This is a genomic window from Ferruginivarius sediminum (genome assembly GCF_003344765.1).
Classification (GTDB): domain Bacteria; phylum Pseudomonadota; class Alphaproteobacteria; order Kiloniellales; family Rhodovibrionaceae; genus Ferruginivarius; species Ferruginivarius sediminum.
Genome location: NZ_QPMH01000006.1, coordinates 152413 through 168637 on the forward strand (window position 1 = coordinate 152413; position 16225 = coordinate 168637).

General features: G+C 62.9%; 13 protein-coding genes and 1 tRNA gene. 2 read left to right on the top strand and 12 right to left on the bottom strand.

Going from position 1 to position 16225, the window contains the following annotated elements; translation table 11 throughout:
• The first annotated feature begins 178 nt into the window (after positions 1-178).
• Positions 179-1402, top strand: a complete 1224-nt coding sequence (locus tag DRB17_RS08660; RefSeq protein ID WP_147274857.1) for a dienelactone hydrolase family protein — start codon at positions 179-181, stop codon at positions 1400-1402.
• On the opposite strand, the gene DRB17_RS08665 is transcribed toward DRB17_RS08660, so the two are convergent.
• The 9 genes from DRB17_RS08665 to DRB17_RS08705 all read right to left on the bottom strand — a co-directional run bounded on the left by DRB17_RS08665 (position 1399) and on the right by DRB17_RS08705 (position 13111).
• Complete coding sequence (locus tag DRB17_RS08665) at positions 1399-3201, bottom strand: glycosyltransferase family 39 protein (RefSeq protein WP_161958753.1); 1803 nt, start codon at positions 3199-3201, stop codon at positions 1399-1401. The two genes, DRB17_RS08660 and DRB17_RS08665, sit on opposite strands and share 4 nt — an antisense overlap.
• A gap of 100 nt (positions 3202-3301) precedes the next feature.
• Positions 3302-4573 (bottom strand): UDP-N-acetyl-D-mannosamine dehydrogenase, encoded by a 1272-nt coding sequence (gene wecC, locus DRB17_RS08670; protein ID WP_164496336.1) that lies wholly within the window; start codon positions 4571-4573, stop codon positions 3302-3304.
• The gene (gene wecB / locus DRB17_RS08675) at positions 4566-5681 is read right to left on the bottom strand and encodes a non-hydrolyzing UDP-N-acetylglucosamine 2-epimerase (RefSeq protein ID WP_114581809.1); all 1116 of its coding nucleotides are present in this window, start codon (positions 5679-5681) and stop codon (positions 4566-4568) included. Before wecB ends, wecC begins: the two co-directional genes overlap by 8 nt.
• 412 nt (positions 5682-6093) lie before the next feature.
• Positions 6094-7536 (bottom strand): porin family protein, encoded by a 1443-nt coding sequence (locus DRB17_RS08680; RefSeq protein ID WP_114581810.1) that lies wholly within the window; start codon positions 7534-7536, stop codon positions 6094-6096.
• 108 nt (positions 7537-7644) lie between these two features.
• On the bottom strand, positions 7645-8268 hold the full coding sequence (locus tag DRB17_RS08685) for an XrtA/PEP-CTERM system exopolysaccharide export protein (RefSeq protein ID WP_114581811.1): 624 nt from the start codon (positions 8266-8268) through the stop codon (positions 7645-7647).
• Positions 8269-8573: 305 nt separating this feature from the next.
• Positions 8574-9494, bottom strand: coding sequence for an ExeA family protein (locus DRB17_RS08690; RefSeq protein ID WP_114581812.1), 921 nt, complete (start codon positions 9492-9494; stop codon positions 8574-8576).
• Positions 9495-9545: 51 nt separating this feature from the next.
• Complete coding sequence (locus tag DRB17_RS08695) at positions 9546-10370, bottom strand: CpsD/CapB family tyrosine-protein kinase (protein WP_114581813.1); 825 nt, start codon at positions 10368-10370, stop codon at positions 9546-9548.
• A 24-nt stretch (positions 10371-10394) separates the two neighbouring features.
• Positions 10395-11999: a GumC family protein gene (locus tag DRB17_RS08700; RefSeq protein ID WP_147274858.1), complete on the bottom strand. Its 1605-nt coding sequence runs from the start codon at positions 11997-11999 to the stop codon at positions 10395-10397.
• 158 nt (positions 12000-12157) lie between these two features.
• Entirely contained in the window at positions 12158-13111 is a 954-nt protein-coding gene (locus DRB17_RS08705) for a glycosyltransferase family 2 protein (RefSeq protein WP_114581815.1), read from the bottom strand.
• A gap of 333 nt (positions 13112-13444) precedes the next feature.
• Between DRB17_RS08705 and DRB17_RS08710 the strand changes: the two genes are divergently transcribed.
• Entirely contained in the window at positions 13445-14080 is a 636-nt protein-coding gene (locus tag DRB17_RS08710; protein WP_161958754.1) for a TlpA disulfide reductase family protein, read from the top strand.
• A gap of 42 nt (positions 14081-14122) precedes the next feature.
• On the opposite strand, the gene DRB17_RS08715 is transcribed toward DRB17_RS08710, so the two are convergent.
• The 3 genes from DRB17_RS08715 to DRB17_RS08725 all read right to left on the bottom strand — a co-directional run bounded on the left by DRB17_RS08715 (position 14123) and on the right by DRB17_RS08725 (position 16181).
• A complete protein-coding gene (locus tag DRB17_RS08715; RefSeq protein ID WP_114581817.1) occupies positions 14123-14998 on the bottom strand; it encodes a carbon-nitrogen hydrolase family protein in 876 nt (291 codons plus the stop codon).
• 485 nt (positions 14999-15483) lie between these two features.
• A tRNA-Arg gene (locus DRB17_RS08720) sits at positions 15484-15560 on the bottom strand.
• A 72-nt stretch (positions 15561-15632) separates the two neighbouring features.
• On the bottom strand, positions 15633-16181 hold the full coding sequence (locus DRB17_RS08725) for an acyloxyacyl hydrolase (RefSeq protein WP_161958755.1): 549 nt from the start codon (positions 16179-16181) through the stop codon (positions 15633-15635).
• Between the last annotated feature and the right edge of the window lie 44 nt (positions 16182-16225).

Genomic DNA, 16225 nt, shown 5'->3' on the forward strand with positions numbered 1-16225 from the left:
GTCGCATCCTTACGAAATGTGGTGTTTGCAAATTTTATTGCATCTCAAAATTTTCGGTACTAACGTTCGCGCTTGATTTGTTTCTTGGGAAAAGGCGAACAGGGCCGTGCGCAGGCCTCGATTCCGAACCATTATTATCTTTTGGCTTTCATTTGCAATTGGATGGGGAGTCCATTCATTGCCGAATATCCTGTCGTGTTGCGGACAAATGTTTGATTTCGCCGATGCGATAGGCATCCGAATATTTGGTAAATATACCAACAACACGGATCACCGGCTACCCGGTGAGTCGGCGGATTATCCGAATGAAAATCGGGTCACCGAGGGCTTTGGCGTTGTGTACCCGAGCATCCATGCCTTCTTGACGGCCAAGGCAAGCAGCCTTGATGCCCAACCGAACCGGAAGGACAGTCACTCGACAGTCGGAGCTGAGAACCGCGAACAACTTATCGATGCTCTTGGCGTTCCGGGGGAGTGCCAGGAGTCGTCGGTGAGGCTGGTGCTTCGAGAACAGATTGCTGAACGCCACGGAATACGGATCGACAGAATCGTCCTGGAGGTCTGTGGTGGCCCGCTGCGCCTCTATGGCCTGGTTGGGCAGTCCCTTGACGGCCAAGAGAAGCCCCTCGTCATTGCATTGCACGGCTCAGCAGCAAGCCCGGAGCGGATATTCGGGCTGGACGATCCTTCCCGCTATCAGATTGGCGAGTACCACCATGAATTCGCCTTCCGCCTGGCCAAGGCAGGCTTTGCCGTCTTCGCGCCGCAGCTCACCACGGAAATTAAACTGCGTGCGGTCCAACACTTCAATCAGTACCGGAACGCCGTCGATCTCAGGGCCATGCCGCTTGGCTATCGCATCCAAGGCATCGAAATCGGCATGATCTCGAATGCCATTGACTATTTCGCCAGTCGCCCGGGAATCGCTGGCGATTCCGTGGCCGCGTACGGCATAAGCCTTGGTGGACAGACAGCGTTCTATCTCGCCGCAATTGACGACAGACTGGATGCGGTGGTTGTCAGCCAGTGGATCGATGACCGAGCAAAGAAGCTGCTTGGCAAAAATCACCCCATCGCAAATTGGCGGTTCGTCAGTGAGCTTTCCAATACGTTCTTCGATATTCTTCCTGAAAACCTGGACTCTCGCGTCTCCCGACTCATCGCGCCGCGCCCGATGTTCATCGAAATCGGCGGCGACGACCAAAGAGCAAAGGGCGCGGAGGCGGTGCTCCGCAAATTGGAAGCAGCGCATAAAAACAATAAATCAGAAAGTTATGGATTATGTTATCAAATTTACGGGCAAGGTAAACATGAAATCATGTTCGATGGGGCGGTTGAATTTCTTCAGTATTGGCTGCTTCGCAATGAATCAGATAATTTAGACCCATACTGCATGTATTAATTTCGACCGCCACGCCCCCGATAAATAAGGATCGAATGCCCCACCTGATCGTCTGGCTCCATCGCGCGCAGCGGTTCGTAGTAGCCGGGGTAGAACACGCCGGCCCATAGGGTGGCGCTGATCGCGAGCGGCTCGTCCGTAATTTCGAAGGGAGGCAGGTCGCTTCCAGGGCCGCGCTCGAACCACCACTTATCGCCCGACCCGACGGGGGCCAGACCAATCGACGGGAGATAGTCGTAGTCGATGCCGTAATACCGGGCATCGCCACTGCCGAAGTAGGCCAGTCTGATCCGCTCGATGTCGTTCTTTTCCATGTAGCGCTTCAGCAACTTCAGGTCCTGTCCCCAATCCAGGTAGGAGTCGACCAGGTACTTGTAGCCGTTGCTCGGCCCGCCGACGGATTCGTTGAAGTACGCTAGATAGTTGGGATGCACCCGCAGCGTCCCGGCCACGTACCAGACAAGCAGCGCCGCCAGTGCGACCGCCGTCGTTCGCGTCCACTGGGTCGAATCGCGGGCTAGCCGGCTGACGAAAACGAAAAGGAAGGGGTACAGCGGCAGGATGTAGCGCAGTCCGATGGCCACGCCCTTCAGATAGGCGAACAGCGCCATGAACGTCGCGATGACAAGCAGGAAAAGCCACTCGACCGGCCTCAAGTCGCGGCGGCGCAGCACCAGCCACAGCGCCGCCACGGTGAGCAGCAGCATCGGGATGGGCGTCTTCATAAGGAAGGCGAGCGGCATGTGGTAATGCCATCCTTCCCTGGAGGTCTCGCCCGCCAGATAGAGCACGTTCCCGCTGGACACGCGTGTCGCCTGGAACCGCACCATCTGCACCAGCGCCTCCGGCGCCGGCAGCGGCAAGTCGATCAACGCACCTGCGATGAGACGCGCCGGTCCCGGCGCCGTTGCGAGGCGCTCCTGGATTTTTTCGGCCGGAAGATAGGCCGTGACCGGCTGGAAGGTGCCCTGGAACAGATACGCGGCGTTTACCGAGACTGCGATGACGGCGGCGAGCACCAGGCACGCCGCGGCGAAGGAGGCGAACTGCCGCGTCCTGATCCGTTGCCTGTCGATCCGCGCGACGAATGCGCAGCCTTCCCAGACGCCGTGCTCACTACGGCCCAGGATGACGATGGCGCAGAAGGCCAGGAAAGCGGGCGCCGCGAAGAAGGCGGAGGACTTCGTGACAAGCGCCGCTGACAGGAGAAGACCGGCGGCCAGAAGCCGCCACAGGCTCGGCCGCTCCACGTACTTCCAGAAGGCGTAGGCTCCCAGGAAAAGGAAGGCCGTCAGCCCAAGATCCTGCGTCGCCAGCCGGGTGTGCGCCAGGAGGTTGGGGCTGAAGGCGAACAGCAGCAGGGCAAGCAGCCCGGCACGGGTGCCGTAAAGCTCGCGGCTCCAGCGGAACACGAAGAAGCCAAGGATGACGCCCAGCAGAACGACCGGAAGGCGCGAGGCGAAGAGCAGCGTGTCCGCATCCACGATATTGTCGTAATGGAAGCGGCGGGCGTACTGCCATTGCTCGATCTCGTTGAACTCACTGAGATCGCCCGTCGTCTCGGGAAGCTGCGGCTTCAACAACAACAAGGGCGCCGCCGCGATCAGCTTCATCATCGGCGGGTTGGTCATGTTGAAGCGGAAATCGCCGGTCGTCAGGTGATAGTAGCCGGCCGTGATGTAGACCAGTTCGTCGACCGTGACCGACTTCTGCCGCATGCTGACGACTGCCTGCCCCGCGAACGCGGCCAGCAGGACGGCAACGATCAGACAGACCCGGAGCCGGCTGGCGCTTCTCATGTCTTGCATCCCGTCGCCGCGGCGGCCCGTCTTCCCCAATGGAAAGGCCACTTTTGGTTACGTTTCGCAGAGTTGCGGCGCATACCGGCGTCCACGCGCCCTAGCGCGGCTCGCCGCGATCCACCCGCCACAGGCCAACGGTGTCGATGACCACACGCTCGTAGATCTTGCGCATGTCGACCTTTCGGAACTCGCGATGCCCGACCAGCAGGACGAGGATGTCGGCGCGGGAAAGGGCGTCGTTCATCTCCACCTTCTCGACGTGAATGGCCTCGGCGAGTGTGGCGGGAAGCGTCTTCAGATGCGGCTCCACCACGAGAAGCTGCATCTCGTCGTCCCGCGCCAGTTCCTCGACGATGTGCAGCGCCGGGCTTTCCCGCAGGTCGTCGACGTCCGGCTTGTAGGAAAGGCCCAGGCACGCCACCACCGGCTCGCGGAAGCGGCGCATCTGCCTGCGGACACGTTCCAGCACTGCGTGGGACTTCACGTCGTTAACGCGGCGCGCCGCCTGCATCAGCCGCGTCTCCTCCGGCGCGTTCGCGATCAGGAACCACGGGTCGATGGCGATGCAGTGGCCGCCGACGCCGGGGCCGGGCTTCAGGATATTGACGCGGGGATGCCGGTTGGCCAGGTCGATGGCCTCCCAGACGTCGACATCCAGCTTCTCGCAGACCATCGAAAGCTCGTTGGCAAAGGCGATGTTGACGTCGCGGTAGGCATTCTCGGTCAGCTTCACGAGTTCCGCCGTGCTGGCGTTGGACACGTGCAGCGTACCCTTGACGAAGATCTCGTAGAGCTCTTCCGCCCGCCGCGCACAGGTCTCGGTCATGCCGCCGATGATACGGTCGTTCTCGACCAGTTCCAGGATCATCCGTCCCGGCAGGATGCGCTCGGGGCAGTAGGTGACGTTGATATCGGGGTTCGCCGGCTCCTCGTGCGGCAGCCGAAGATCGGGACTCTCCTCGGCGATCCACTCGCAGAATCGCAAGGTTGTGCCAACGGGGCAGGTCGATTCCAGGATTACCAGGTTGCCCGGCTCAAGCACCCTGGCGATGGCGCGAGCCGCCGCTTCGACACAGGAGAGGTCGGCGTTATGGTCGGCCCTGAATGGCGTCGGCACGGCGACGAGGAATGCATCCGCCGGCTCCGGCTCGCTGACGGCGCGCAGCCTCTCGGTCGAGACGGCCGAGCGGACCAGCATATCCAGATCCGGCTCCGAGAAATGCGACTGCCCTTCCGAGATCTTGGCGACAACCGACTCATTGACGTCGACGCCAATGACATCCACGCCACGGCTGGCCAGGGTCGCCGCGGTCGGCAGCCCGATGTAGCCGAGCCCCATCACGCAAATCCTGTCGAAGGGCTTATCCATTGCAGACGGTCTCCACGATGCGCTGGCTGGCATGGCCATCGCCGTACGGGTTGTGAGCGCGGCTCATGCTGGCGTAGGCATCCCGGTCGCCGAGAAGCCGGCACGCCTCGCCGGCAACCCGGTCGGTATCGGTTCCGACCAGGCGGGCGGTGCCAGCCTGCAAGGCTTCCGGCCGCTCGGTCACGTCGCGGGTGACCAGCACCGGCTTGCCCAGGGACGGCGCCTCCTCCTGCACGCCGCCGGAATCCGTGATGACGATCTCGCAGCGGTTCAGGAGATAGACGAACGGCAGGTACTGCAGCGGCTCGATCAGATGGATGTTGGGCCGCTCGCCAAGCCATTGCCGGACGGGGCCCTGCACGTTCTCGTTCAGATGCACCGGATAGACCAACTCCACGTCGTCGCGCTCGGCGATGCGCAGCAGGCCCCGGCAGATCCTCTCCAGCCCCGGCCCGAAGCTCTCGCGGCGGTGGCCCGTGACGAGCACCAACTTCTTGTTGTTGTCCAGGAACCGGAACTCGCGCGACAGCACGTCGTTCAGCTTCGGGTCCGTCTCGATGCGGCCGACGACCTCCATCAGCGCATCGATGACGGTGTTGCCGGTGATATGAATACGCTCCGTCCGCGCACCTTCGCGCAGCAGGGCGTCGCGCGCGCCGTCGGTCGGGGCGAACAGCAACTCGGCCATGACATCCACGACCTTGCGGTTCATCTCCTCCGGCCAGGGAGAATAGAGGTCGCCGGTGCGCAGACCCGCTTCAACATGGCCAACCGGGATCTTGAAGTAGAAGGCGGCCAGCGTCGCCGCCATGGTCGTTGTGGTGTCGCCGTGGACCAGGACCCAGTCCGGGGAAAGGTTCCTCAACACGCCGCCAAGCCCGCGCAGCACGTCGGCGGTTATGTCGAACAGGTTCTGCCCCGGTTTCATGATTCCCAGGTCGACGTCGGGAACGATGTCGAAGATCTCCAGCACCTGATCGAGCATCGTGCGATGTTGGGCCGTGACACAGACCCTGAGATCGACATTGGGGACGGCTTGGAAAGCCTTTACCACCGGCGCCATCTTGATGGCCTCGGGACGCGTGCCGAAGACGACCAGGATCCGCATTCTAGTCGCCGCCCGTGATGTGGGCGGGAGTCGTCACCGGGCGAGAAAGGGCCGGCAATTCGACACGGCACTGCCGACCGGGATGGCCGCGTGCATTGTTACCGAGAAGGAACCGATCGTTCGCCATAAGCCGCCCGCTCGAGACTGGGCTGCTCCGGCACCTTCCTCCGTCAAAGCTGCCTGGAGCAGGAAGAGTTGAGATGGCGCGCGGGATTCGTTCGATCTTCCACATGCCGCGTGCAGGACTATTGGTATCAAGGCCGAGCCACCCGACAAAGCACGCAGGCGAAGTACTCTCTTTGTGATATTTTGGAGAGGACTTCTGTTCTTAGGTTTTAGTGTTTTCGTGACTTGCGAGTCGTGCGTCGATGAAATGGACGGGCGTCAAAGCGCGGATGCGGCAGGAGGGCCTTCAGAAACCGATACGCCCACCGATGAACGCGGCGTTTTCCGTATAGTTGTCGGCGTCGATGTCGGAATCCTGCTCGCTGCGCGAAACGCCGAAGTATATTTCCGCGTTCCGGCTGACGGTCCGCACAAGCTCCAGACGCGTGCCGTAGAGCGAAGTGTCGTCGACGTCGTTCTCAGTCGTCTCGCGGCCGAGCAGGCTGACGCGGGTCCTCCAATGGCGGGACAGGCTCCGCTCCCAGAAAAGGCGCGCCGCGAAGGTGCGGTCGGAACCGTCCTCGAACTCTCGGTCGATGAAGCGAAAATCGAGGCGAAGGGTGTTACGCCCGATACGCGTGGTCGCTTTCAGGCGGCCGCGCCAGCTGAGGGCGATACCCTCTTCGAGGTCGTCCCTGAACTCGTTCGGAAAGACTGCGCCGGGCGTAGGATCCGCGATCCGCTCTCGGTTCAGCGCGGCGATGGCCCCCTGGCTCGTGTCCAGTTCGCGCGTCAACTGCGCTTCGACGGAGGTCTTCGGGCTTGGCTGGTAGACCGCGTCAAGGGTGGCGCGGTTCTCTCCGTAGCGCCGCCCAACAGTGGCCGCGCCCTGCAGCCGCTTGCCGTCGACCTCGACGCCCACATCCCAAAGAGGTCCACTGAGATCCCTTTCGTCGTCCGCATTCACATCGGTTCCACCGACCGTCGCCAGCACGGCGAAATGCGGGCTCAACGCGTAAGCCGTCGTCACTGCCCCCTGGAATGTCTCGAGATCGTCGTCCTCGCCGTCCGAGTCCCCGTCCTCGCGCACCGACCGGCTGTCGCGATGGCTGACTTCGCCTCGAAGTTGATAGCGACCCAGGCGCGGTCCGGACGCGACGGCCAATTGCTGCTGGTCGATGCGGCGGTCGGAAAGGTCCGCGCTGGTCGAGTCGCTGTCCGAGACGAAGGTTTCCGTGTGGCGAAGGCGTAGTTCTCCGCGCGCATAGGAGCCGATGCTGCGCGAAATGTACGGGCTTGCCTCGACGATGTTGACGGTTGCGCGATCCTCGCCACGCGCCCTACCCGAGGCGGAGATGCCGCTGGTATTGTTCACCAGTTGGCGCCTCGAAGACCCCAGGACATCGACGAAGAACCAGTCGGGCACCACCTCGACATTGCCAAGCGCGCGCACATCCTGGTCGACGGTGACGTCGCCCCGGCTCGATTCCACGTCAAGCTCGATATCCGAATCGAGGTCGAAATCCAGGCGGTTGCCGTCCAGGCTCAGACGCGCCCTGTGGGAAAGCGTCGTGACCACCGCTTCCCTCGCCGACTCGTCGGGTTCGAGATCGACGTTGTCGGTCACCCCCACTTCCAGTCCGGCACCCTGGGTCAGGCGCGTCTCGGCGGACTGCGCGCCGTTCCCGCCCAGCCCGACAATCAGAAATGTGAAAGCAAGCGCCCGTAGACCGGGCCGGATGCCGGACATGGCCCGCGCCCCCAGGTGGCCTGCGAACTGTCTGGAGCACGGCACACTGCGGTTTGCCGTTGCGAGATGCGAGCGACCTTCCACGCGGACCCCGGCGCTGCGACGCGGTTAGATGAAGGTTTCGGGAATCAGGATCACATCGCCCGGCAGAACGGGAGCGTTTGCGCTGACGTCCCCTTCGCGCAGCAGACTGTTGAGGCGAAGGCGATAGGACGTCTGCTCACCATCCTTCCGGCGTATCAACACGGCGCGATCCCCGGCGGCGAACTCGGTCAGCCCCCCGACCTCGATCATCACGTCCAGCACCGTCATGTTGGCGCGATAGGGGATCGCAACGGGCTTGCGCGCCTCGCCGACGACGCGGATGCGCCGATCCAGCGGCCCGCCGAACTCGCGTATCATGACCGTGACGAGCGGATCCTGGACATAGGTTTCCAGCGCTCTCTCGATGTCCCGCGCCAACGCGGAAGCGGTCTTGCCCGCCGCCTCCATGTCGTCGACCAGTGGCAACGAGATGCGGCCGTCGGGGCGCACGGCGATCGTCGTCGACAGTTCGGGCGAACGCCAGACGAAAACCTCAAGGTTATCGAGCGGCCCGATTACATAAGGTCCAGCGTCCGCCGCATCCAGCGTCGCGTCCGACGGCGGCGCGGGCAGGTCACTCGAACAGCCGGCAAGCAGAAACGCGAATCCCGCCAGTGCCATGGCAATGCATTGTTTCAACGCCCTCATGCGCGCGCCCCTCTCGTGGTTGTCTTCGCCGCGGCCAGGATCCGCGAAAGCCCCATGACATCCGGGCCGGTCTCTTCCTTCACCCGGATCCCTTGACGATACTCGACAGGCACAAAAATGCGCCCGACGCCCCCGGACGAACACCGAAAACGATGCCAGTGAAACATGCCGAACGCGACATGTGATAGCAAGCGATTCACTATAAACCGGCGCCGTCAGAGAGTTGCCGCAGCGACAATGCAACGCTACAGCCAAGGAAAGGCCGCCGCGAAACCTCCGGCCGCCATATCGGGAGCACACATCTTTCAGGCTTGGCGACTGGCCTTTGCCAAGCTATCGGGAGCGATCGCATCAAGCCGACGCCACAGGATGTCGCGGATCTGGTCGCGACTCTTGCCGGAAAGCTCACCCCTGAACGGGCTGAGGCCCCCGGATTCACGCGACTCGGCGACGTCGGCGATGACCTCGTAGTCGATCTGATGGCGATTCTCGGCATAGCTGTAAACCAGCGCCAGATCGCAAAGCACGTTGATCAGGCGCGGAATACCGCCTGAATAGACGTATGCGGCCGCGCATGCCAGATCGTCGAACAACTCCGGGCTTCCGCCCGCCACGCCGAGGCGGTGGCGGATATAGTCGACAGTGTCGGCAAGATCGAGTTCTTTCAGGTGATAATTGATACCGATCCGCTGCACGAATTGCTCCAGCTCGGGCTTGCGCAGATTCTCAAGCAACTGGGGCTGGCCGGAGAGGATGATCTGAAGGACGAGCCTGCTGCCCAGGTTCAGGTTCGACAGCATCCGCAGTTCCTCCAATGCGCCGATGGAGAGATTCTGCGCCTCGTCGATGATCAGGACTGCGCGCCGCCCCTCTCGCTCGCAAACACCGAGGAAATCGCGGAAGCCGTTGTAGATCACCTGATTGTCGCCCGTGCACTTCAGTTCGAACGCGGAGGCGACCGAGCGGATGACGCTGCCATAGGCGGCGTGGGTATGCGTGATGAGGCCGCTGCGGACATCGCCGCCCATGGTGCCCAGCAGGCGGTGGATCAGCGTTGTCTTTCCCGCCCCGATCTCGCCCGTGATGACGACGAAGCCCAGGCCCTCCTGAACGCCGTACTGGAGCAGGCTGAAGGCCGTCCTGTGCCGACGTCCCAGATAGAGAAAGTCGGCGTCGGGAAGCAGGGAGAACGGCTTGCGGTCCAGGCCATGAAATCGCTCGTACATCGCAGTGCCAGTCCGCCTTATGGAGAGACTCGTTTCAAGGACCGCCGGAACCTACGACCCGTAATAACTTCTTGGAGACTCGTTCGATTTGTTCAGGACCGTCCCCAAAATCGGCAGGCCGCTCAACATCATGAGCGTCTGCTCGATATCGCTGACCGGCGTCTCGCCCTCGGCCGCGACCAGGAGGCCGCAGTCGACGTAGCCGGAGAAAGCGATCGCATCATCGGAGGTCAGCAGCGGCGGCGCATCATAAATGACGATACGATCCGGATAACGCGCCTTGAGTTCCGTCGCGAGGCCCGTCATGAGCGGACCGGTGAGAAGTTCCGACGAGTTTTCCATCGGGGGCCCGGCGGGAAGAAGGACGAGGCTCTCGATGCCCGGCCTGACCAGGCATTCATGCAACGCGGCCCGTTCTTCCAGGTAATCCACCAGTCCGGGCGTCCCGCTCACCGAAAACAGCTTGTGCACCGAAGGCCGCCGAAGGTCGGCATCGACCAGCAGGACCGAGCGCGTCGCCAGCTTGGCGAGGCTGATGGCGAGGTTCGCGGCCACGACGCTCTTACCGTCCCCGGGGTTGGGGCTGGCAATCATGAGCGTGCTGAAATCGTTCTCCTCCAGCAGTTGCAGCACGCGGGTGCGCAGCACGCGGAACGTATCGCCCAGCTTGTGCTCCGGCAGGCCGGCGACCAGACGGTTGGCGGCCAGCGCCGCCTCAGAGACCGGCTCCACCCGCGTGCGCGGCGCCGGACGGGACGCCGGCGCGCTCTCCGGCTGAACGTGAGCCTGAAACCGGAGAGCCGTCGCCGAACGCCCCGCTGCCACGTGGCCGGCCTCAAGTTGCGCCCGTTCCAAGGCTTTCAGGATCTTCTCCACGTCGTTCTCGCTCCGCCTAGCCGCCTATTTCAGGAAGCGGTCGAGCTTGTCGTCGACCTGCTGCTCTGCTTGCGACGCCACAATGTCGAGCGGCACGACATGCGTATGGACGTAGAACAAGCCTCCGGCCGCGGCCGCCAGCACGCCGGCCGCCGAGGCGCCGCGCCACGTCCACGCCCGCACGATCTCGCGCCGGGTGCGTATGTAGGGAACGACGACCAGCGGCTGGGCGCCCGTCAGAGCTTCCAGCTTCCGCACGCCGCGAATCGAGCCGTCCGCCATCTCCCTGAGGAACGCCAGCCCGCAGCCGAAGGCCAAGGACATGAACGCGCCAGCCAGCACAATCATCTTCCGGTCGGGCTTGATCGGGCTGAACGGCTCCTGCGGCGGCTCGATCAGCGTGAAGCGCTCGCCTTTCTGGTTGAGTTCCAGCGAAGCGCCCATGTCCGCCGTCAGCTTCTTGCGGCGCAGCGTGCGGTAATCTGTAACCGTATTATCGTATTCACGCTGTAGCGCGCGGTACTCGTCCTCGATCGCCGCGGCCCGTCTCAGCGCCTCGCGCTTCTCCTCGATATCGCTGCGCAGGACGTCCCGGCGGCGCGCAAGCGCATTGAGATTGCGGTCGATCGCGGCCAGCTCTTCCCTGATCTGGAAGATCTGCGGATTGCCGCTTCGAGCCGTCGTCGAACCCGACGCCTCCGTGCCCTGGTCCTGTCCGCTCTGCCTGGCTTCGAGCGCGGCGATCCTGCGGTCCAGGCTGATGATATCGGGGTGCTTCTCGGTATATTGAGCCGCGAGCGTCGCCCGCTCGTCACGCAACTCCTCCAACCGACTGTCCGGCGCCAGCGCCGCGGGCTCGCTGCCGCTCTGGATCCCGGCCAGCGTCTGGGCCAAGTCCGCGCGGCGCTCGCCAAGCGACTGCCGCTCGAAGTTGAGGTCGCGAAGGGAGCGCTGCAGCTCGACAACCTCGCCGCGGATCAGATCCTGCTGATTCGGCAGTTGGCCTGCGTTCTCTTTCTTGAACTCCGCCAGCTCCTCTTCCAGACGCCCCACCTCGCTTGCCAGCGCGGAGGTCTGCTGTTCAAGGAATTCGGCGGTTTCGCGCGATTTTTCCTGACGCGCGCGCAGGTTCTCCCGCAGGTACCAGGTTGCGACCTCGGAGGCGACCTGCTGTGCCTTTCCAGGCTCCGAGTATTCGAAGCCAACCTGGAAGGCCACGGCGGGCTCGCGCCGGCTGCTCTGGACCAGTTCGACGTGGATTCCCTGGCGGAACCGATGGACGACATCCGCCATCGGCACTTCACGCCGCATTTCTGGATAGAGGTCGTATTTCTCCACGAGGCCGGCAAGGTTGTCCGACGCGATGAACTCACGACGGATCTTCTCGATGCGCTCATCCGCCTGACTGGTGACGGTGCTATCGATCAAATCCGGCGGCACGTTCGGCCGTTCGATCAGGATCGTGCCTTCGGCGCGATACACAGGCGGCAGCATCAGCGCCACGGTAACCGCCGCTGCGCTCAGAAGGAGCGTCGGAATCGCGATCCACCACTTCCGACGTTTTATGATGCCAACCAGATCTCCCAGATTGAAACTGGCGCCCGGTTGTTCCCTGTCTAGCTCGTCCACGCGCTCAACCCCATGATTTGCATGTAAGGTAGCAAGCACCCGGTGGGGCGTCGACGGCACTTTCGTGCGCCCAATACAACGAACACAGAGTAACCCTTTAGTAGAGCCAAATCATTTTCGCATCCCCGTTAGATATGCGACGGGGAGCCACTGGCCCGTCATTCGACGGGCCGGCTGCTTGGCAAATGCGCGCCCTGGCCCTGGTCCCGCAACGCTCGCCAGACCTCTCGCCAGGTCTGCAGGCCGGCTTCGCATCGCCGCATGCCCAGGGTCGTTGCCAATCGGAAAGCGAGGTAGCGCGAAAGCGGCCACATTTGCAGAAGCGCGGCCTGCACCACGGCGCGGGGGCGTCCGGCATGCTTGCGGATCAACTGCGTATTCGCGGTCAACAGGCGGATCATCTTGCCGGCCTTGACCTTCTCGGAACTGCCGCCTTCATGGATGACCGTCGCACGCGGCGTGACGCATGGGCGATAGCCGAGGGCCGCGGCCCGCAGACAAAGATCAACGTCCTCACCATAGACGAAGAACTGCTCATCGAAGCCGCGAAGAGCGTCCCACAACGGCTTCGCGATCAGCAGGAAGCAGCCGGAAACCACCTCGACCTCGCGCTCGTCCGCTCGCGACCAGCCGCCATAGCCGTGGTAGTTGAACAGCGGACTGTCCGGCATTGCATTGTCCAGGGCCAAGATGCGGCACAGCAGGGACCAGGTCGACATGGCCCGCCAGCACGATGCTGGGTTGAGCGAGCCGTCGGGCCGCAGCGTTCGTCCGCCCCAGATACCGCCTTCCGGCCTGCGCCGGGCAAAAGCCAGGATCTCCTGGATCGCGCCCGGCAGCACCACGACGTCCGGGTTTATCAGCAGGATATGCTCGCCGCGCGCCCTGCCGCCCGCAAGGTTGCAGGCCGCACCGAAGCCGAGGTTTCGCGGGCTCTCGATCACGATGGCATCGGGGCATATAGGCTCGACGGCCGCCCGCACGTCGTCTTCGCGCGAGTTGTCGACAACGATAACCTCGAGATCCACGTCGCTCGCGTGCTCGCGAATGCTCTCGACGCAGGCGGCGACGTGATCGCGCGTGAAGTAGTTGACGATAATGATACTCAGCATGCCGCGCCGGCTTCCCTAAAAGTCCGCGGCCCGCCGGATCACCGAACCCGGAAGGCGGCGGTTCAATCAATAAATTCGGTATCCAATACACGGCGGCGGAGCAATACCCATTACGAGTAGCTTCAGCCGGAGCAAACAAAAGGATTCAGAAGTACCTCGGCGCCACCATGTGGCTGCGATTTCGAGCCCACCCACGTCCCGTATCCGATCACGTTGTCGTGCGGGATGCTTGCCATCGCGGGCCGCCACTCGCAGTTTCGCCCGAGTTCGGCAGGCATTTCGGCAGTCAATCGGGCGAAAGCAATGCGCTCGGCAGGATTATCGGGAGAACTGATGAAGCGTAGGCGGCTCGCACAGCGGATTCTGGCTGCGCCGAGGAAACCTCGGGGCAGCGCGGTCGTCATGCTTTTTGCCGCAACGATGCTCGCGGCATGCGCTGACATCGGCGATGAGTCCATCGGCAACGGGTTTCAGGGACGTCAGAATGCCTTTACCTGGCTGGAGCCTCGGCGCATCCCGCCGCGCACACCGATCAGGACCGCCGGCGCGCCGACCGATCTGGGCGCGTTCGAGGGCGAGGTCGTGGTCCTGAACTTCTGGGCCACCTGGTGTGCGCCTTGCGTGGAGGAGCTGCCGACACTGGACCGCCTGCAGGCCCAGCTTGGCGACTCGGGCGTGGAGGTCGTCGCGGTCGCCATGGACCGGGGCGGAATCGACACGGTCCGGTCGTTCTATGACCGCCTTGGAATCCGCCACCTGGACATCTATGCCGACCCGAGCGAACGCACGGGCTATTTCAGCCAGGAAAACGCCAACCGCGCCGCCTTCCCGCTCTACGGCTTTCCGATTACCTACATCATTGCGCCGGATGGCCGGGCGGTGGGCTATCTATCCGGCCCGGCCGACTGGACATCGCCAGCGGTGAAAGACTTTCTCAAGCGACTGCGCTCGCCGGACGACAACCGGTAGAATCCTCCAGGCATAAGCCAATATATGGCGAAGGCTGCCGGCTTACTCCGCCGCCTTGGACAAGGCGGCGTACCGCCCAGGCATCTCCAGCGGGCCGAGAGACTGCAGTGCCTTACTGGCATCCGCCCCCCTTGTATATGGCGGAAAGCTTGCCGGACCGTCGCGGAAGCTTTTCAGCGGCTGTCCCAGGCCCATGGTGCCCTCGCGGCGGCTACGGCGCACCCGCTCTAGGTCGAGGGGCAAAGGTACGATCTCCTGACCGGCGCCACACTGGTGCATCACATCGCCGTCTGGCCCCACTGCGATAGAGCGCCCCAGTGCAAGCTCGCCGGCGCTATTCACGTCGATCAAATAACACTGGTTGGTCAAGGCGTGGGCGCGCGCAATCGCAAGCTCGCCGTCGCGATCGGGCGTATCGGTCATGGTGGGATGCAGGATTACTTCCGCGCCCTTCCATGTCAGAGTGCGGATCGTCTCCGGGAACCAGAAATCGTAGCAGATCGATACGCCGAAGATTCCGACGTCCGGAACCTCGAAGGTCACGCAAGCATCGCCCGGCGTCACGCCCGGTTCATAGGGTAGGAACGGGTAAATTTTCCGGTAGCGGGCCACGACACGGCCGTTCGGATCGATCACGGGGGCGGTGTTGTAGATGGCGCCCTCGAGCCGCTCATACAGCGTGCCGGGCAGCAGCCAGACACCGTGCTTGCGTGCCAGCTCGCAGAAATGCCTCTCCGTCGGGCCCGGCATCGGCTGCGCCGCGGTCACGCTTGGACCGTGGGCGGCAAGCTCCCCGAACATGATCATATCAACCCACGGATAGCGCCTTGCCACATCGGCCACATGGCGGGACATTTCGGCCACGTTGTCGCCGACGCGTGCCTCGAATTGCACTGAGGCAACGGCAAACGATGTCATTCTGAACCTCCTTGGTAATCGAGCCCAAAGGGGCACGGTCGTAAGCAGTTGACCGATCACATGCACACGCACGGGAGGGACGCTCGCGCGCCGCAACAGGACACGCCAACGCACACACGCTTCCACGCCAGCATCCGACGCGTCAGCTTGCCTTGCATCTCCACGGAGAAGCGCCACCCTTATATGTGGTATTTTATCTAAAAACTACTCTTATACAAACATTAATTGTTCGCACGATCAAACTGACACGCCAAGGCTGCATCGCTCTCCGCCTTCCGCGTGAGCACATCAAGTGCGGCCACCCAGCAAAAGCAAGCCTAAACGGGCGTGACGCCGTAGCAGGATGACCGATTGCGCGATCTGGGATATTTCGACGAGGAGAGCTGCCGGCTGGAGCGGATAGACAACCCCTTCGGCCCGAGCCTGTTACCCATGTCTCGGGAATAATCCGTAACCCATGTGATCGGTATAGACCCGCAGGCAAATGGCGTCCCCGGGAGGATTCGAACCTCCGACCTACTGCTTAGGAGGCAGTTGCTCTATCCTGCTGAGCTACGGGGACGCGAACGCCTTGCGGACGCTGAGGGTTATAGCATGCAAGCGCGGCAGGGGCCATGCCGTGGGTAACGCAACGCTACTGCCCCAGCGCCTGGCTTAGCCGGCCGATCGGCAGGTGATAGTAGAGCGTCACGATCTCCGTTCCCGGATTGTCGTCGCCGATACCGGCGTTCGAGATATGGCTGAAGGCAAGCGCCAGGCGCGAGCGGTCGTCGAACCGCCATGCGACCTCGGCCTGAGAGCGGAACTCCAGCGTCGAGCCGAGGTCCTTGCCGCTGCCTTCCTCATAGGCGCCGACACCCGTGGCACCGGTCAAGACGATATGCTTGCCGAGATCCACGTCGATCAAGGCACCACCGCCCGCCCAGAGGCCGCCGTCGCCGGTCAGTTCCAGGCCCGCCCAGGGCTTGACCAGCCAAATGCCTTCATCATGCCGGTATTCCAGACGGAAATCGGCGGCCTCGTCCTCTCCGTCCACCAGATCGTACCAGCCGGCCCCGACCGAAAGGTAGGCAGGGTCGGCATTTTCCTTCATAGAACCGTCCGCTTCCTGCGCCACCGACCGTCCCGCCCAAAGGCCGGCGATCAGCATGGCCAGGATCAGTAGAACCGCCCGCTCGCGCACGACACCATCCCCCCCGCTGTTTGCATATAATCTCCGCCAAATAC